The sequence below is a fragment of the Psychrobacillus sp. FSL K6-4615 genome (genome assembly GCF_038008225.1).
GTDB lineage: Bacteria > Bacillota > Bacilli > Bacillales_A > Planococcaceae > Psychrobacillus > Psychrobacillus psychrotolerans.
Genome location: NZ_JBBOYQ010000001.1, coordinates 3,028,617 through 3,047,867 on the forward strand (window position 1 = coordinate 3,028,617; position 19,251 = coordinate 3,047,867).

At 37.9% G+C, this 19,251-nt stretch carries 16 protein-coding genes and 1 riboswitch; of the genes, 2 read left to right on the forward strand and 14 right to left on the reverse strand.

Annotated features, from left to right (window positions below):
* Positions 1-40: 40 nt before the first annotated feature.
* A complete protein-coding gene (tatA, locus tag MKX53_RS15170) occupies positions 41-244 on the forward strand; it encodes a twin-arginine translocase TatA/TatE family subunit (protein ID WP_090569087.1) in 204 nt (67 codons plus the stop codon).
* A 50-nt stretch (positions 245-294) separates the two neighbouring features.
* Here tatA and MKX53_RS15175 read toward each other — a convergent pair whose 3' ends face one another.
* Positions 295-900: a TetR/AcrR family transcriptional regulator gene (locus MKX53_RS15175; protein ID WP_340912292.1), complete on the reverse strand. Its 606-nt coding sequence runs from the start codon at positions 898-900 to the stop codon at positions 295-297.
* 117 nt (positions 901-1,017) lie between these two features.
* Between MKX53_RS15175 and MKX53_RS15180 the strand changes: the two genes are divergently transcribed.
* Positions 1,018-1,773, forward strand: coding sequence for a DUF817 domain-containing protein (locus tag MKX53_RS15180; RefSeq protein WP_340912295.1), 756 nt, complete (start codon positions 1,018-1,020; stop codon positions 1,771-1,773).
* 201 nt (positions 1,774-1,974) lie between these two features.
* Here MKX53_RS15180 and metH read toward each other — a convergent pair whose 3' ends face one another.
* From metH to MKX53_RS15245, 13 genes are all read right to left on the reverse strand, one after another.
* Complete coding sequence (metH, locus tag MKX53_RS15185; protein WP_340912298.1) at positions 1,975-5,412, reverse strand: methionine synthase; 3,438 nt, start codon at positions 5,410-5,412, stop codon at positions 1,975-1,977.
* On the reverse strand, positions 5,393-7,252 hold the full coding sequence (locus tag MKX53_RS15190) for a bifunctional homocysteine S-methyltransferase/methylenetetrahydrofolate reductase (RefSeq protein ID WP_340912300.1): 1,860 nt from the start codon (positions 7,250-7,252) through the stop codon (positions 5,393-5,395). The genes metH and MKX53_RS15190 overlap by 20 nt, the downstream gene beginning before the upstream one ends.
* Positions 7,253-7,323: 71 nt before the next feature.
* Positions 7,324-7,433: riboswitch (SAM riboswitch) on the reverse strand.
* 209 nt (positions 7,434-7,642) lie between these two features.
* Positions 7,643-8,590, reverse strand: coding sequence for a nuclease-related domain-containing protein (locus MKX53_RS15195; protein ID WP_340912303.1), 948 nt, complete (start codon positions 8,588-8,590; stop codon positions 7,643-7,645).
* A gap of 117 nt (positions 8,591-8,707) precedes the next feature.
* Positions 8,708-10,099 (reverse strand): protoporphyrinogen oxidase, encoded by a 1,392-nt coding sequence (locus tag MKX53_RS15200; protein ID WP_340913377.1) that lies wholly within the window; start codon positions 10,097-10,099, stop codon positions 8,708-8,710.
* 496 nt (positions 10,100-10,595) lie between these two features.
* Positions 10,596-11,033 carry a hypothetical protein gene (locus MKX53_RS15205; RefSeq protein WP_340831499.1) on the reverse strand — a complete coding sequence of 146 codons (438 nt, stop codon included), beginning with the start codon at positions 11,031-11,033 and terminating at the stop codon, positions 10,596-10,598.
* 76 nt (positions 11,034-11,109) lie between these two features.
* A complete protein-coding gene (kynB, locus tag MKX53_RS15210; protein WP_340912306.1) occupies positions 11,110-11,736 on the reverse strand; it encodes an arylformamidase in 627 nt (208 codons plus the stop codon).
* Between the two features lie 12 nt (positions 11,737-11,748).
* On the reverse strand, positions 11,749-12,579 hold the full coding sequence (gene kynA / locus MKX53_RS15215) for a tryptophan 2,3-dioxygenase (protein WP_340912309.1): 831 nt from the start codon (positions 12,577-12,579) through the stop codon (positions 11,749-11,751).
* Between the two features lie 14 nt (positions 12,580-12,593).
* Entirely contained in the window at positions 12,594-13,871 is a 1,278-nt protein-coding gene (kynU, locus tag MKX53_RS15220) for a kynureninase (protein ID WP_340912311.1), read from the reverse strand.
* Positions 13,872-14,050: 179 nt separating this feature from the next.
* A complete protein-coding gene (locus tag MKX53_RS15225; protein ID WP_340912314.1) occupies positions 14,051-14,746 on the reverse strand; it encodes a glucosamine-6-phosphate deaminase in 696 nt (231 codons plus the stop codon).
* 128 nt (positions 14,747-14,874) lie between these two features.
* On the reverse strand, positions 14,875-15,624 hold the full coding sequence (locus tag MKX53_RS15230) for an SIS domain-containing protein (protein ID WP_340912317.1): 750 nt from the start codon (positions 15,622-15,624) through the stop codon (positions 14,875-14,877).
* Positions 15,614-16,768 (reverse strand): N-acetylglucosamine-6-phosphate deacetylase, encoded by a 1,155-nt coding sequence (gene nagA / locus MKX53_RS15235; RefSeq protein ID WP_340912318.1) that lies wholly within the window; start codon positions 16,766-16,768, stop codon positions 15,614-15,616. Before nagA ends, MKX53_RS15230 begins: the two co-directional genes overlap by 11 nt.
* Positions 16,769-16,896: 128 nt before the next feature.
* Positions 16,897-18,342: an N-acetylglucosamine-specific PTS transporter subunit IIBC gene (gene nagE, locus MKX53_RS15240; protein ID WP_340912322.1), complete on the reverse strand. Its 1,446-nt coding sequence runs from the start codon at positions 18,340-18,342 to the stop codon at positions 16,897-16,899.
* Positions 18,343-18,405: 63 nt separating this feature from the next.
* Positions 18,406-19,230, reverse strand: a complete 825-nt coding sequence (locus MKX53_RS15245; RefSeq protein ID WP_093538316.1) for a PRD domain-containing protein — start codon at positions 19,228-19,230, stop codon at positions 18,406-18,408.
* Positions 19,231-19,251 lie beyond the last annotated feature (21 nt).

Consider the following 19,251-nt stretch of genomic DNA (forward strand, 5'->3'; position numbering starts at 1 on the left):
GTTATATTAATAACGATTCTTTATAGAAGGAGGAGATTCTATGCCAAACATAGGGATACCCGGTTTAATACTTGTACTAATTATTGCTTTGATCATCTTTGGTCCATCTAAATTACCTCAACTAGGCAAAGCTGTTGGACAAACGTTAAAAGAATTCAAAACCTCGACTCGAGATATTATAAATGATGAAGAAAAAGATGATAAAAAAGTCGAAGCATCTGAAGTAAATTTAGATAAAAAATAATAATTTTGGTTGGTCCTGACATCTGTCAAGACCAGCTTTTTTTATTAGAATTAGCTTTTCTTTTTGAAATGAAATGAGCTATTATTGGTTTTAAATATTTCTAATAAATTATCTGCAATTTGCTCTGGTGTTTGTTTACACCCACCATGTATCCATTCAAGAATTACCCCATAAGAACCATACATTTTATATGTATTATAATGCTCTAGCTCAATACTTTCATTCGCTGCATTTAAATATACGATTCCCTCAAATACTTCCTTAAATTTCAAAAAGAATTTATCATTCATCCTAGGAATGGAATCTTCTAATGTTAATAAACTATAAAAATCTCTATTATCATAAAAGTGTTTAAAAAAAGCATTGGATGAAGGTAATATATGATTATAATCAACAACCTTTGTGTCTAGAAATGGCTTATGAAATGCTAATTTTAATTCTCCTAATACTTCTGCTAGCAATTCTTCTGCTAAGTCCTCTTTATCTTTAAAGTGTAAATAAAAGGTGCTTCTATTATAGTCTGCCTTTTCCACTATATCTGTGACCGTAACGTTTTTATATCCTTTGCTCTTCACTAGCTGGATAAAATGCATCTTCAAGAGATTTTTTGTTCTCCGAATTCTTCTATCCCCTATCGAATAACTTTCCGAATTCATGAGCAATTCCCCCTTGTCTTTTTAAATATAGTCAAAATTATACATGAATAATCATCCTTGAACCAATCTGTTTTAAGTTCGTCCATATTCCTATAGCCATTTAAAAGGAGTATGGGAATGCGAAATCTTCTACTATTTACTTATTTACAGGCACTTTCTTGTATATTTCCTGTAATCATCTTTTCAGCCTTAGCTCTTTCTAAATTTGTCAGTATCCCACTTATCCCTAGATATGATCTGATCCTACTCCTTTGTATAGCGGGGCAAATATTTATGCTCATTTCCAAATTAGAGACTTGGGATGAATTTAAGGTAATTTGTTTGTTTCATATTATTGGTCTCGGTTTAGAATTATATAAAGTACATATGGGTTCTTGGTCGTACCCCGAGGACGCCTTTAGTAAGGTAGGTGGCGTACCTTTGTATAGCGGGTTTATGTATGCGAGTGTTGCGAGCTATATTTGTCAAAGTTGGCGTAGGATGAATCTCCATATGTACAATTGGCCGAAACCCTTTTGGGCGGTAGGAATTAGTGTTCTTATCTACTTCAATTTCTTTACCCACCATTTCACCTCTGATATTCGTTGGATTCTAAAATGCTTATTGTTAATCATCTTTTTCCGCACAGTAGTGACTTTTGAGTTAAGAGAAAAAGTGTTTAAAATGCCTATGATTCTTGCATTTTTACTAATTGGCTTTTTTATTTGGATCGCTGAGAATATCGTTACCTTCTTAGGTGCATGGCAGTATCCTAACCAAGCGGAGACCTGGTCGCTCGTGCATATCGGCAAAATTAGCTCGTGGTTTTTACTTGTGATTATAAGCGTTATTATCGTTGCACAATTGAAGCGAGTGAAGAGCCGTTCCTTATAAATGTGTGAGGATTGATCGATTATTGTTTGTGATTGATCGATTATCGGTCGCTATCGATCGATATTCTTACTCGGTGGATCGATTATGGAGCATCATCGATTGATTTTAGTGGATCATCGATTGATTCCGCAGATATTAAGTGTTTCTTAACCGATTAGCTATTAAAAAACCACTGCCAAGTCAGTTGGCAGTGGTTAATCTTTAATCCACTACAAAATATCTTGCATCCGGATGAGCAAATACGATGGCAGAAACTGATGCTTCCGGTTCCATCATAAACTCTTCTGTAAGCTCTACTCCAATTACTTCAGGCTTTATCAAACCAAATAGCTTTGCTTGATCATCCAGATTCGGGCAGGCTGGATAGCCGAAGGAGAAGCGTTGGCCTTGGTATTTTGCAGCAAAACGGTCGCGCATGGTGAATTCCGTTGCATCTGGGAATCCCCATTGGTCTCGGATTTCTTGGTGAATGCGTTCGGCAAATCCTTCTGCTACTTCAAGTGCAGTTGCCTGTAACGCATGGCTCTCTAGGAATTTCCCTTGCTCTTTAAGTATAGCTGCTTCCGCACGAACTCCATGTCCTGCAGTAACTAGCATCAGCGCTACATAATCCATTTCTCCACTGTCTACAGACCTTATATAATCTGCTAAACACAGGAATGGCACGACGGATTGACGTGGGAATGTAAAGCGCTCGATTTCTGTTTTACCATCGGTCGGGTCATAAATAATGACATCATTGCCATCTGCCTGAGCAGGGAAAAATTGATATACTCCTTGTGGCTTCAATATATCAGATTGCAAATATCCTGTGACTAATTCATGTAATTCCGTTGCACGCCCGTCATTCTCTGCTAATAGTTTTTCACTATACCCTTTTAATCCTAAATGATGGCCTATTAATGTTCGCATATTTACATATGGGTGCAAATGCGCAACTGAATAATCCTTTAATACATGTTTACGAACATCCTTTGGAATGTATACCTGAACATCCTCACTTACTGTCTTCACTGGTTTTTCTAAAACAGCTACCGCTTGTTTGGCCGAGCGATTAGCTTCCGCAATTTTTCGTTTTTCCTGTTGAACACTAAGTTCTACTAATAGAGTTTCTTTATCTTCTTTATTTTGTAATCGATTGGCTAAGTCTAGACCCTGCATGGCATCTTTCGCATATAGAACAGGCCCATCATATTGAGTGGAAATTTTTGTCTCAGTAAAACGACGAGAAAGTGCTGCTCCACCTACTAATATTGGCACATCAATACCCGCTTCTTTAAAGTCTTGAGCAGTGATGACCATTTGCTGCGCAGATTTTACAAGGAGCCCTGAAAGTCCGATCATATCAGGCTTTTCTTTCCGGATTACCTCTATTAACGTGGCTGGAGTTACTTTAATCCCAACATCGATTACTTTATATCCGTTATTACTCAATATAATATCAACTAAGTTTTTACCTATATCATGTACATCGCCTTTTACAGTCGCAAGGACGATCTTCCCTTTACCAGAGTCATCCTCTTTTTTCTCCATGAACTGCTCCAAATATGCAACAGAAGCCTTCATCACTCCCGCACTTTGAAGAACCTCTGCAACTATTAACTGATTGTCATTAAACAGTCGCCCTACCTCAGCCATGCCCTTCATTAATGGACCATTAATAACATCTAGTGGTGCATCATACATTTGAAGTGCTGCTTCTAAATCCGGGATAAGTCCTTCCTTCGTCCCTTCAATAACATAATAGGCAAGACGTTCTGGTACAGTTTTGGGTATATCATCTTCGGTCTTTTCTTTCTTTTTATCTCGGTAAAAATCAGTGAAATCAGCAAGTGTTTTGTCAGTCGTCGTAAACAAAAGCTCGTTGGCCATGTCGATTTCTTGTTTAGGAATAGACGCATATCTCTCCAGTTTCTCGGTATTTACAATCGCGTAGTCCAAACCAGCCTGCGTGCAATGATATAAATAGACTGCATTCAATACTTCGCGACCAACTGGCGGAAGACCAAAGGATACATTACTTACTCCTAAAATAGTTAGTGCTCTTGGCAGTTTTTCTTTAATGAGGCGAATCCCTTCAATCGTTTCTACTGCTGATCCAATGTATTGTTGGTCACCTGTTCCGACTGGGAATACGAGTGGATCAAAGATAATATCCTCTGGCGCAAGCCCCCATTTATTAACTAATAAATCATATGAACGTTCTGCGATTTCTAACTTTCGCTGTCTTGTAACCGCCATTCCTATCTCATCAATTGTGCCAACTACAACTGCAGCACCGTATTTCTTCACTAAAGGCATTACAGCTTCAAACCGCTCTTCTCCATCTTCTAAATTAATAGAGTTGATAATTGTTTTTCCTTGGGAATATTTCAGTGCAACTTCAATTACCTTTTCATCAGTCGAATCAATAACAAGTGGCACTTTAACTTTTTTCACTACCTCTTTCATAAAGTTAGTCATGTCCTCTAGTTCATCGCGGTCCGGATTTGCTAGGCAAATATCGATAACATGAGCTCCACCTTTTACCTGTGCCCGAGCAATTTCAGAGGCTTCCTCAAATTTTTCATCTACGATTAAACGTTTAAATTTTCGAGAGCCAATTACATTTGTTCGTTCTCCTATAAAGAGTGGCCGCATCGTTTCGTCGTATTGAAGAGGCTCAATCCCTGATACTACATGCCCATGACCTGCTTCTACGGGTTTACGTGGTGAAAGATCCTTTACCGCTTCTCGTATTGCTCGAATATGAGCTGGAGTAGTTCCACAGCATCCACCAACAACATTCAACCACCCTTTTTCCGCAAAGCCTCTCAGCTTTTTAGAAAGTGATTCAGGAGATTCGTGATAATGCCCTTCCTCATCTGGTAAGCCAGCATTAGGATAGCAGCTAACATATCCATCTGATAGCTCAGATAACGAACGGATATGATCGGTCATAAATTCTGGTCCGGTAGCACAATTCAATCCAACAGAAAGTGGCTTTATATGTTCGATGGAAATATAGAATGCTTCAATACTCTGCCCTGCAAGTGTCGTTCCCATCGGTTCAATGGTTCCAGAAATCATAATAGGTAGTTCTATCTTTAGCTCAGTAAAAGCCTGTTGGATACCAATTGTCGCAGCCTTCACATTCAGCATATCCTGGCTCGTTTCTAGTAAAATAACGTCTACTCCACCTTCTACTAAAGCTTTTGCCTGTACATAAAAGTCGTTTGTAAGTTCGTCAAACGTAATACCACCAGTAACCGATAGTGTTTTAGTCGTTGGCCCTATTGCCCCAGCTACAAATCGTGGCCAGTCAGATGTAGAAAATTCATCTGCACATATTTTAGCTAGCTGGGCTGCTCGAAAGTTTATATCATGTGCCTGAGCACCAAGATCATATTCATTTAACACGACTGGGGTTCCACCAAATGTATTCGTACAAATAATATCAGCCCCAGCAGCTAAATATTCACGATGAACATGTTCAATAACATCTGGTTTGACGATATTTAAATACTCATTACAACCGTCGTATTCTTCCCCTCCGAAGTCTTCAGGGCTAAGATCCGCATTTTGTATCATCGTTCCCATTGCACCATCAATAATTAGTATTCTTTGTTGGAGCTGCTGCTCAATTAGATGTTTGGACATAGCTGAATCCTCTCTCTTTCTCCCGGTCAGTCTCTTGAATATAATGAATTAATTCTAGAGACATGTCGTAACGGAAAAATGGTGTAATAATATAAATTCCGTTAAATAGTTCCGCTGCTGTATCGATTAATTCCTTCGATATTTGAATACCTTCTGCAGTAGCTCGCTCTCTATCCTCTCCACATAAACGCATACGCTCTAGCACCTCTTCAGACAATTTTATGCCTGGGACTTCATTGTGAAGGAATTCAGAATTTCGACTATTGGTTAGTGGCATAATTCCGATGAAAATAGGGGTTGATAAATGCTTGGTCGCTTCGTAAATCTCATGGATTTTTTCTTTCGAATAGACAGGCTGTGTGATGAAATAATCCGCCCCACACTCAATTTTCTTCTCTAGTCGCTTCACTGCACGGTCCAGCACACGAACATTCGGATTAAAAGCAGCTGCTACAGAGAAGTTAGCCTTTTTCCGTAGCGACTTTCCTGAGAAAGAAATACCTTCGTTTAATTGTTTGATCAGTTGAATCAGTTCTAAGCTTGATACATCATAAACACTTGTCGCCCCAGGAAAATCCCCAATTTTAGTCGGGTCTCCAGTAACTGCAAGAATGTCATGGATTCCAAGCGCATCCAATCCCATCAAATGAGATTGAAGACCAATTAAATTACGATCACGGCACGTAATATGAGCAAGTGGTCTAATATTTTTTTGGTGTTTTAACATCGAACCCATCGCCATATTACTAACTCGTGGAGAAGCCAATGAATTATCCGCCATTGTCACCGCGTCAATTCCAGTTGCATATAGCTTTTCTGCACCTTCCATGAATGTAGTCGTATCGAGATGACGGGGAGTGTCTAATTCAACAATTATGGTCCGTTCTGTTTTCGCTTTTTCATGTAGAGCTTGGGTATTAGTTGGCTTAGCATCTTGAATAATAATAGGCTTTCTTGTCTCTACTACTTTATTGGTAATAGGGGTTAAATGCCCAATATGTCTTTTCACTGCTTCAATATGCTTTGGAGTCGTTCCACAGCAACCACCTATTAAGCACACTCCTGCATCTCTCAAATATAATGCAGCTTTACCAAAGTACTCAGCATCGGATTCGTAAACTATGCGTCCTTCATCTATATCCAGTAAGCTCGCATTTGGATAAGCAGATAAGAATGCCTTTTCTGGCAGCTTTACTCCTTCAAATGCTTGAATTGTATGATGTGGACCTAGTCGACAGTTGACTCCCACAATGTTGGCTCCAATTGTTTCAAGCTCATGCAGCGCATCATTTAGAGGTAAGCCATTTTGCAAAATACCCGGATCATGCATAGACACTTGAGCTATTATCGGAATATCGGTAAGTGTACGAAGATAAGTCACAGTAGTCTTTAGCTCTTCGAAATCATAATAGGTTTCAAGTAATAGACCATCTGGATCTCCCGCCAACAATTGGATTGCTTGTTGGTCGAGTGAATGAATAATTTCTTGGAGTGTAGCATCACTTTTTCGAATTCCTCGAATCCCCCCAATAGTCCCGAGGACGAATTGGTTTCCAGATGCGGCAGCTCTTTTCGCAATTTGAATGGCAGCTTCATTTATTTCTTTCACTTGATTTTCTAGTCCATAGCGAGCAAGCTTAATAGCATTTGCTCCGTATGTATTCGTTTGAATAATATCTGCTCCGGCCGCAATATAATCCTGATGGATTTTCTCTATAATTTCCGGTTTTTGAATATTTAACTCTTCATTACAATAGTCAATTCCATAAGAGTACAGTAGTGTCCCCATTGCCCCGTCTGCTGTCAGTATTGACGTCTGTAACTTCTCCAATAAACTCATAGTGCATTCATCCTCCCATATAAAAAAGCCTTCTATGAAAAGAAGGCTTTACTAGTATGCAAGATACCACCTTCTCATCTTTCAAACTTTTGCAAAGTCTGCTGGATTTAGCACCTGACCAAATGAATGGCTGGTTGCTGAAGCGTCGTAGGGCCAGTCCCTCGGCTTCTCTTGATAAGAATTTCACTATTCAGTTTTCTAATTAGACATATCGTACCTTTATTCAACTAAAGCGTCAAGTTATATTTTGAACTTTCTATATTTTCGGAAGAACTGGGTTGAGCTGAGTTATTCCTGTGATTTCACACTATATTCGGGTGATTTTTGAGTATATTCTGGTGATTATCGTCTACATTCAGGTGATTCTAACAAACTTTCGGGTGTTTCCTTTTACCAAGTCCATTTATACTTTCTATCCCTAGAGGTTCCTGTGTGGGTTAGATTCATTGATTGTAGTAGTCTGTGGGCAATCTCGCTTGATTCTAAATGGAGAAAGGTTCTACATTGTTTGTTCGTTATCGTATCGCTAATTAGCATAAACCAATCCCTTATTGCTTTTTCATGAGCAATCTTATCGAAATGACCACAGATAGGACAAGTCCAACCATTTTTCCTTTTTACCATTCCATGAAAATTACACTTTTCACATCGTACCCCGCTTATCAGGTCTTCAGGTTTAATACCCCAGCGTGCACACATTGGAAAAGGAATGTAGGTTTGTTGGTCGACTACTATTTTTTCACTAAACTTTTGCATCTGGGTTGAATTATAATACATAGTTTCACGAGGTAGATTGCGTAAATAGACTGGGATCGTTTGCGGAAGAATAGCAATATGTTTTTTCGGAGGTTCAATTACTCTCACTTTCGGGTTGCTCAGAACAATTACTCCGTGGATTGGGATAGGCAATACATGTTCACCTAGCCACTCTTGAAGTAAATAAATATTTCGCGACAATTGAATTTCTGGGCTTTCAAAAACATCAATTTTCCCCTCATTTGTTTCACGCTCTAATAATGCAGGATTTTGTTTAAAAAATAATTTACCACTAATATTTTTACTTTCAAGAATAACTAAAAAATAAGGTGTCAGAAAGATAGCATCCATTTGAAATTTACCGTTTGAATTCAAACCTACACTTTCAACGAGAAAGTATTCAAATGGAAATGTATATTTTGCAAACACGTCCCTTATTCTTCTTTCTCCTTGCAAACCAGCTTTTGCCGCCCTTGCTTTTGCAATAATTATTTCCTTTTGCGGATGTGTATCATTTAATCGTTCCCCTAACATTTGTAGGCCCACTAAATTGTATTCTCTTGTATCTATTCTTGTAAGCAACCAACCACCCCCACCCGCATCGTAGCACAATAAAAGAAATTGTAAATTCCATTAAATACGCAACTATTCTGTTTTCCGCATAAAAAAAAGACCAAAAGTGAATTTTGGTCCCGTAATTTACTGTACTATTGAATTTATGATTTTTTCTGCAGTTTCTCTGCCATTCTTAATACAAGCCGCAATCCCAACTCCGTAATAAGAACAGCCAGCTAACAAGACATTTGGCATGTCATTTGCCATTTTAGCTGTTAATGATTGAATCGCATCTCCATGCGCTAAATGATAGTTCGGCATTTGCTCGTTCCATTTTGTTACTTCTATGACTTCAGGTTTGCCTGTTAATTTCAAGCTCATTTCAATATCTTGAAGCGCCACTTCCACTAGCTCGTCTTCACTCATGTTCTTCATACTCTCAAAAGCCGGGTTCGAACTCTTATAAAACATACGAACTAATAACTGATTATTTTTTGATGTGTGCGTCCATTTCCGACTTGTCCACGTACATGCATTACATCTCACATCACTATTTTCCGAAACGATAAAACCAGTTCCCTCCGCTGGGAGCTGCTCGTCTGGAATATCAAAACCAAGATATACACTAATAAGGGAGGAATTTTTCAATTTGTTAAAGTCCGTATCCAACTCTTCATCCTGAAGAATTACTTGCGCCACGTTATGAGGAGTTGCTAGCACTACACTGTCCGCTTCAATCGTTTCTCCGTTAGTCAATAAAATCGAATAATAATCATCTTTCTTCTCTACTTTCTTCGTTGCCACACCTTTAATAATTGTTGATTGGCTTAGCACTTCCTCTAAGCGATCGATAAGTGTAGAAAGTCCGTTTTGAAAGGAAATAAACTTCTTATTTGCTGAGGCCTGGAATTGCGCTTTGTTTTCTTCTAACCCTTTCATTATACTGCCGTATTTGTTTTTATAATCGATTAAGTATGGCAATGTTGAAGCGATAGAAAGCTTATTTAGATCCCCCGAGTATACGCCAGATAACACAGGAACAACTTGTTTTTCCACTAATTCTTTCCCTAAGAAATATTCTAAAAATGATCCGACAGAACTTTCTTTTGTGAAAGTTTCATTTGGTATTTCTAAATCCTTTAACGCTTCTTTTTTCCCTAATTCGGATACTAGCGTACTGCTATTTAACGACTCGATACTTGCAGGGATACCGAAAACACTATCTGCAGGAATCGCATGGAGCTCATTATTTGTGTAAATATATGAAATGCCTGTTGAGTTGTACACTTTTTCATCTTCTAGTTGAAGCTCTTCAATTAGCTGAATGATGGATTCATTTCTTGCAACGATTGAATCTGCCCCAACCTCCATGATAAAGTCATTCTCCAGTACGGTATGGATTTTACCACCTAAATACTCATTTGCTTCAACTAACACTAACTCTATATCTAATGACTTTTCTTTTTTGAGTTTCTGCAAATAATGCATCGTTGAAAGGCCTGTAATGCCTCCGCCTATAACTACTATTCTTTTCAACATAACCACTCCTTATTTCACTTCATATAACTAGTATAAGCGTTTTTAAAATTATCGGATATGATTTACCTCACTACGAGAAGGTAAATTATGAACAAATAGAGAAAAACTAATTCTAAAGAAACAATCTCCATTAGTAAAAGCCTTGTATAATAACAAGGCTTTCAGACTGTAGACAAATTCAATTCTAGGTGTATAGAGTTGAATATTAAACTCGGCAAGGCCCACCACTTCACTTTCCGTGGGCTTGGCTTCAGCCTCCTCGTCACTACGTTCCTGCGGGGTCTTCAGCTCAAGCTTTTACCACTGGAGTCTTCGTGGTGGACCTTGCCTTATAAACAGTTCCAATAGAGAATTCAATATCTTACTTTTAATAGGATGAATAAACATCCTTAGGAACATTTATTACTATTCATAACCGTTTATAAAAATACCTTTGTCGTCAAACTAAAAGCCTTGTATAATAACAAGGCTTTTTTATCGACTGAATTCACTATTATGCTAATTTACCCTTATCATTTGATGAATCATTGCTTTTCAGACTGTCTAACAAAACATAGCCAAATATAACTCCTGCTATATACGTGAATGTAAAATCACCTAATAGCATTACTTCATTGAAAAATAACAAATTCTTTCCATAAACAATAGCCAGAAGCCGAATCATAGCGATATAAATAGATGGGATTCCAATTACAAGGACCTTTACCCAATCAATCGACCATCTCTTTTTATCTTTAATTTCTATGATCAATTTAGGTAATCGTAACAACATTCCCATAAAAATAGAGAAAATACTTGTAAATATTATAAAAGGTTTAATATCAAATACTATCGCTGACCTTTCTCTTAATCGCATTTGATAATCCATGCCCATATAAAAAACACCTCCAACTATTACCGTTGAAAGGAAAATAAATAAAAATCTTTTCATTCAAGCTCCTCCTTAATAGAACCAAAAGAAAAAATGGATAGACTAGCATTTCTAAGTGCTATATCTACCCTTGGTATTATACTTTTCTTAACACAGCTCGTATGGGACTTCCATCTGCCCCTTCAATTTTCAAGGGCAGAGCGATTAAATCATAATCACCTGGTTCTACATTTTCGAGCAAAAGATTTTCAATTATAAATACATCGTTGTTAAACAGCGAATGGTGAGCTAATAGTTCCTTACTTTCGATACCGTCCACGGACGGTTGGTCGGTGCCAATGAGATAGATACCCTTTTCCTTTAAAAAAGGTCCAATATTTTCCTTCAACGTGTTAATCCTGTCTGGAAATTTTTCAGGAGATGCAGTATTCGTTGTTTTTAAAAGCAAACGTTCTACACCTGTTAGATCAAACCCTTCTAACTCCTCCCTACCAATTTCCGTAGCCCCAACGACACTCACCACTTTGGCACGACCAATATACATATTAACGTCTAGCATATCTAACGTTTTCCCTTCACTTACATAGTGAAATGGGGCATCTGCATGTGTTCCAGTATGCAAACTTGCTGTAATCGTCCCAACATTTGCAGCACCACCATCATCCTTTGTAGCGGTTAGTTCATATTCAAAGAGTGTATCTCCTGGCCATGTAGCTATTCTAGTAGAGATAGTTTGTGTAATATCGATCCATTCCTTATTCATATCCGTGACCCCCTATAAATTAGTGCGTAAATCCCAAAGTTCCGGGAAAAAACGATGATCTAACACATGTCGTAAATAATTCACACCGGAAGATCCCCCAGTGCCTTTCTTAAATCCTATTATTCTTTCAACCGTTTTCATATGACGAAAGCGCCACTGTTGAAGCCAGTCTTCCACGTCTATTAGCTTTTCTGCTAGTTGATATAAATTCCAGTGTTGATCGACGTTTTGATAAACTTCCTTCCATGCATTGGCTACTGATTCATCTCCCACATACGAAATGGAATAATCTCGATTCAATAATGAAGGAGCTATCGGAAACCCCGCTCTAGCTAATGCTTGAATCGAAACATCATAAATACTCGGTGCAAGAAAAGCAGTTTCTAATTCTCTATGCAATTCTTCATCCTGCTCGTAAATCTTTAATATATGTTTGGACTTATGGCCAAGAGCAAATTCGATTTGTCGGTATTGAAAAGATTGAAATCCAGAAGCCTTGCCTAACTTATCTCGAAATTCTAGATACTCTGCCGGTGTTAATGTAGAAAGAACATCCCAAGCTTGAATAATTTGTGTTTGAATTTTCGTCACTCTTGCTAGCATTTTAAAGGCAGATTGCATCTTATCAGCCTGAATAGCATGAATGGCACTAGTCAATTCATGTAGGATAAGCTTCATCCAAAGTTCACTAACTTGATGGATAATGATGAACAGCATTTCATCATGATGTCCAGATAATCTGTTCTGACTAGACAATAAATTATCCAGTTGCAAATATTCTCCATACGTCATATCATTGCTAAAATCTGTATGAATGCCACTTTCCTTCTTTTCATCTTGCATATCATCCCTCCTTATTAAGCAACGACATCACGTTTGTTTTCATATTTTCTATACAGCTCTTCCTCCATAATCCTTTTTAACATCTGCACAGTATTCCAAACGTCTTCAAACGAGTTATACAATGCAACTGGTGCCAGGCGAATACCATTAGGTGAACGAAAATCGGGAATGACTTGATGCTCTTTTAACGCTTTACATATACGTGCCGCCTCTTCATGCACTAAAAAGATATGACCCCCACGCTTTTCTGATTCACGCGGATTAGAAACGACAAAATTATACTCACCCAACTCCAAATCAATTAACATCATCAGATAATCGGTAAGCCTTAATGATTTTTCACGAATCGCTTCCATTCCAACCTCTTGGAACATCTCTAGCGAACCTAATAATGGTGCACTACTTAGTATATGAGGAGTCCCGATCTGATACGCACCAGCATCAACTGCTGGTACCATTTGGGTAGACATATCAAATTGCTTCTCTTTATCTGACCCAAACCACCCTGCTAATCCAGGCTTTCTTCCGAAATGCTTACGGTTCACATATAAGCCACCTGTTGCGCCAGGTCCACCATTCAGATGCTTGTAGTCACACCAAAAAGCAAAATCTACATCCCATTTATCTAACTCATGTGGTACAGATCCTATTGAATGACACAAATCAAAACCAATAATAATATTGCGCTTATGCGCCGCTTCCGTGAGCAATTGGATGTCTAATACTTGACCACTTCGATATAGCACACTAGGTAGTACTATTAGAGCCACATCATCGGTCAACGCATTAATAATATCTTCTTCCTCTAACGTATAGCCATCTCGACTTTTCACCATTATCATATGGTCTTTAGCATCCAATCCATGCAAGGACAGCTGACTACTAATAGCATATATATCAGATGGGAAATTTAGTTCATCCACAACTATTTTCGTACGCTTTCCCTCGGGTCGATAAAAACTAGCAACCAACTGATGCAAGTTTGCCGTTGTAGAGCCCGTTATAATTACTTCGTCCTTTGAGGCTCCTACTAGTGGAGCACACATCTCACTTAATAACTCAGGGAAATAAAACCAAGGATACTGCCCTTTTGTCCAGCCATCTATTCCATATTCTTTCCAAGAATCTAGTAGGGTTAATACTGAATTTTCTGCTCGCTTAGAGAGTAACCCAAGGGAATTTCCATCCATATAAATGGTATTTGGTTGGATATAAAATTCGTGTCGATACATCCTTAAAGTATCTTGCTCATCTAATTTTTGGGCATAGTCTAGTGAAGTATTTCGTTCCATAGTAATTCCCTCCTTATAAACAAACTCATCTATACCTACTTCTGCAATTATCCGAAAATTCCTTCTTTCTATTTCTCATTATGTATTTACAATAAACACTGCTTCTTCATACATACAAAAAAGCGTTCGAAAATGGACTCTTCGAACGCTACTTGTAACTATGCTATTTTTAGTCGTTATTATATTTGCAAATCAGTTAACACAATAACATTGGGATGATTACAAAGCCGTGTAACCGGAATATCCTCCGTTACATCTCCTTTTAATAACGCTTCAATCGCAGTTCTTTTCTCTTCTCCTACTGCAATTAAAAGAATGCATTTCGCTCTCATTATAGAAGCAATGCCCATCGTAATGGCTTGCTTTGGAACTTCATCAAGCGAGTCAAAAAATCTAGCATTTGCAGATCTAGTGGAAGCTGTTAGCTCAACCACATCTGTTTCACTTTGAAAGGATGTACCTGGTTCATTGAAACCTATATGCCCATTCACTCCGACACCTAATAATTGCATATCGACAGTTAGTGATTTTAACACGTTTTCATATTTTAATGCTTCTGCATGTACATCTTCAGCTACACCATTAGGAATATATGTAGCTTTAAATGGTTTTGCATCAAAGAGATGTTGTTGCATAAACGTATGGTAGCTTGCTGGATGTCCTTGAGGAACTCCCACATACTCGTCTAGATTTACACTATTACAGTGAGAGAAATCCAACGCGCTACTTCGCAACTTTTCATAAAGTGGAATCATCGTCCCGCCCGTTGCTAATCCAAATGTAGTTGCACCATTCTTTATCTGTGTTGAAAATATTTCTTGTGCCCGACTATATAGAGCATCATTGTCTTCCCATACTTCTAAATCTAATGCCATACTGAAAACCACCTTTTTCTGAATTGCGCATACTCACTAATTGCTAAATTTTTACGTTAGTAAAATTATCATTATATTCAATTTGGTCATTTGATGCAAATCGAGAGCAAACAAGCACTAATAATACTTTAGTTAAAATCTATTCGACTTTTATACTTTTCCATCATCTCTTCATTATGCAATTGGCTATCTGAGATATTTGCACTTTTAAACACCGGTATTTGATCAGATTCCTTACTTATCTCCTCGATAATTTGCGAGATAAGTGCATTAAGAAGAGCAGCCCCAACAACCGTAGAAGATGGACCATATTGCAATCCCTTGTTACTCAGAAGTCCATCACCAACAGGTATATGTGTATTTAAAACGATATCCACTACATCTTCTAGGCGCTTCCCGCTCGCGTGTCGACCTTCTTGATCTTTATAATTTAAAGACTGAAGAGAGATAACTAAAATACCCGCCTTTTTCCCTGAGAAAGCCATATCTATTGGAGCTGGATTGCGACCAGAAGTAGAAATAACAATTAGAATATCATTCGGTTGGAAGCTTATGTGGTCATTATTACGCTCGATGAACGTAGGATCTTTCTCGTTCTGTGAAGAAGTCAACGCACCTTTGTGTAACATTAAAGGCTCTATGGTAATCGGAGCAACCGGTACTAACCCTCCTGCACGGTAATATGCTTCCTGAGCTAAAAGATGGGAATGTCCACAACCAAATAATTGCACTATTCCCCCCTTTTTAATACGGTCACCAATTAGCTTAGAAGTATTATCTATATTTTCTTTTTCCAGTTCTGCAACCTGCTCCAGTAAACTATTTATTTCCTTCCAATAGGACTGCATTTGATCACCTCTATTTTCATTAACTTTCAAATACTATATTTCCTCGACAGATTGTTTTTTGTACATTCAATTCCAAATCCAATATAACCAAATCTGCGTCAAAGCCTTCATCAATATACCCTTTATGGGATAATTTCAATTGTTTCGCTGCATTAGTAGAGGACATCGATACCAGTTCTTGCAAGGAACAACCCGTCGTTTGCTTCATATTACGAACAGCCTGGTCCATTGTCAGTATACTTCCCGCTAATGCGCCACTAGACAGATGTGCACCTTTTTCTGTGACATAAACAGTCTGTCCACCAAGATCGTATTCCCCATACTCTAATCCTTTAGCACGCATAGCATCTGTTATTAAAATAATTCCTTCAGCACCCTTCAAACGGTATGCTAAATTCACTGCCTTCATATGACTATGTATATAATCAACAATGATTTCCACTTTCATATGATCGTCTAGCAGAACTGATCCGACTACACCTGTATCACGATGATGGAATGGACGCATTTGGTTATATAAATGGGTAGCCTGCTTAGCTCCTAATTGTACTGCCTTTTCAACTTCATCTGAACTAGCATCTGAATGTCCGATTGAAGAGATAATGCCTTCCTCACTCATGGCTTGTACAAATTCAAAACCACCCACTATTTCGGGAGCAACGGTCACTTGTTTAATGCGATTTCCACTAAGTTGTTGCCACTTTAGAAACTGTTCAATAGAGGGCTCGCTAATATGTTCAATTGGCTGTGCTCCAGCCCATTTTGTAGAAATATATGGTCCCTCTACATGAATCCCTAAAACCTCTGCTTCATCTGCATTATTTACAAAGCCATTTACATTTTCAAGCGCTGCTTCAATCGCATCCACCCGTTGAGTGATAGTAGTTGGCAAATAGCTAGTCGTACCTTCTTTTACTAATGAACGAGACATTCCTCTAAGCGCTTCTTCTGTAGCATCCATCATGTCAAAACCAGCTGACCCATGAATATGCATATCGATAAAACCTGGCATAACTATCCAATTCTTTGCAGTTCCATCTAAAAAGATATCTGCCTCCACTTGTAAAGCTTGTCCAATTTTCTCTACCTTACCATTTCGGATAAATAGATCCCCTGTAATTTCACGATCATAATTTACAATAGTCACGTTCGATATTAGAATTGTTTTACTCATTACTACACCTCCGCAGTTTGCTTAATAACAGTATAGATTAATAATCCCAAAATGATAAATAGAATCTGCATCACCATAAAGAAAAGCCGTTTAATATGGACACCCAAATTAAACAGCTTTTCAATTATCTACTTTTTACGTATTTTCTCAATTTCGTCTGCAACAAATTGTACGCTTGTTCCAACAATAACTTGAATATTTTTCGGACCAACTATATTAATACCTGGAACACCAGTATCTTTAATTTTCTTTTGATCGACTTTATCCATATCTAATACTTCTACACGTAAACGAGTTGTACAGTGTTCTACAGATGCAACATTGGCATCCCCACCTAGCCCATCATAGATTCTAGCTGCCATATTTGAAAACTTATCATCAGATGAAACTACAACAGTTTCTTCACTTTCATCTGTATCGTCTTCTCTACCTGGAGTTTTTAAGTTAAACTTCAAGATTAAGAAACGGAATAAGAAATAGTAAATAACTGCAAATACTAGCCCTTGTAGCAATAGCATAAGCGGGAAATTAGCGATTGGAATTCGAAGACTTAAAAGATAATCGACTAACCCTGCACTAAATCCAAAGCCTGCTGTCCAGTTAAAGGATGCTGCGATGAATAAAGATAACCCTGTTAAAGCTGCATGAACTACATAAAGTGCTGGAGCTAAGAACATGAATGAAAATTCAAGTGGCTCAGTTACACCTGTAAAGAATGAAGCAAAACCAGCTGCAAGCATAAGAGAAGCTGCTTGTTTTTTTCTTTTTGTTTTAGCCGTGTGATACATTGCAAGAGCTGCTGCTGGTAATCCGAACATCATAATCGGGAAGAATCCGGCTTGGTACATACCAGTTACACCCTTAACGCCTTCACTGCTCCAAAACTTATTGATATCATTTATACCAACAGTGTCAAACCAAAACACTGCATTTAATGCGTGATGCAATCCTGTAGGTATTAATAGTCTGTTAAAGAAGCCATAAAGCCCAGCGCCTACTGCTCCTAGACTACTAATTGCTTCACCAAAGTTAACTAGTCCACCAAAAACGATTGGCCAAATATAAAATAGTGCTGCAGAAGCAACTAACATTGCAACAGCGGACATAATAGGTACTAAACGTTTTCCACTAAAGAATGCTAAGAAATCAGGTAATTTCACGTGACTGAAGCGATTATACATTGTTGCAGCAACAAGACCAGAAAGAATACCTATAAATGCATTATTAATCTTTCCAAATGCAGGATCAACACTCTCTACATCGATTCCTTGTAATAAACCAACAGTCCCACTTGAAAGCATCGTAGTTACAACTAAGAAAGCTACTAATCCACTTAAAGCGGCTGCCCCATCTTTCGCCTTGGACATCCCTATCGCTACTCCTACTGCAAACAGAATAGGAATATTATCAATAATCGAGCTACCAGCTTTTATCATGAAGGCTGCAAATACATTTCCTGATCCCCAACCATCCGAGTCAATCCAGTATCCAATCCCCATTAATATTGCAGCTGCGGGTAAAACAGCTACTGGAAGCATTAACGAACGCCCCAAATTTTGTAAAAACTTCATCATAATTTATTCATCTCCTTTTAACTGATTTTTAATAAAAATATAATAGTATAAAATAATGCCGAATTATGAAACTTGCTTTCTTAACCGTTCAATATGCAGTGCAATATAACCTAACTCTTCTTCGGGAAACTCAATTCCATGGTCCGCCTTAAGCTCTTTTGCTATTTGGCTTGCGCAACTATAGCCAACCGGGAATTTCTTTTGAATCATCACTAACATTTCCTCATCCATCATATGAAGCTCAGATTGATTTAACCGTGTTAATGCAAAGCGTAAATGGGTGATTAACCGATGATAGGAAATATCGTCTTCCTCAATTTCAATATTCAAGTACTTTTTAATCGATAAAACCATGCCCTTTATTAAATTAGTTTGTCTTATTGTCTGATGTAAATCCCCCCCTTGAATTTTCATCGTGTGAATATGAAGCGCTATGTAAGCCGCTTCATCTACAGGCATTTCTACCTGACACGTTTTATTTATATGCTGAATTGCCCAAAGACCTATTTCAAACTCTGCTCTATATAGAACTCGAATCTCATGAAGCAGTCTATTGTTTAAATTAATGCCATCCTTTGCTCTTTCAATAGCAAATGAGATGTGGTCTGTCAAAGCTATATGAATATGCTCATTTAATCTTGTATTTAAATACGCTTCGGCGTAAGTAATTATTTCTTCTGAAATAGTAAAATGTTCTTCTGGAATTCGACTTAATAGCTGCACTAGCTTATCATTTTCTTGCATAACAAAAATCTTTTCAATTTTGGACCCAATGATAATGTCATTCCGTTTCTTTTGAAAAGCTATACCCGAGCCAATAGCTATTTTCTCGCGTCCATCATGTAGAACAATCACAGCGTTATTATTAAGTATCTTTGTGATTTTAATGGAAAGTCAGCCTCCTTCACA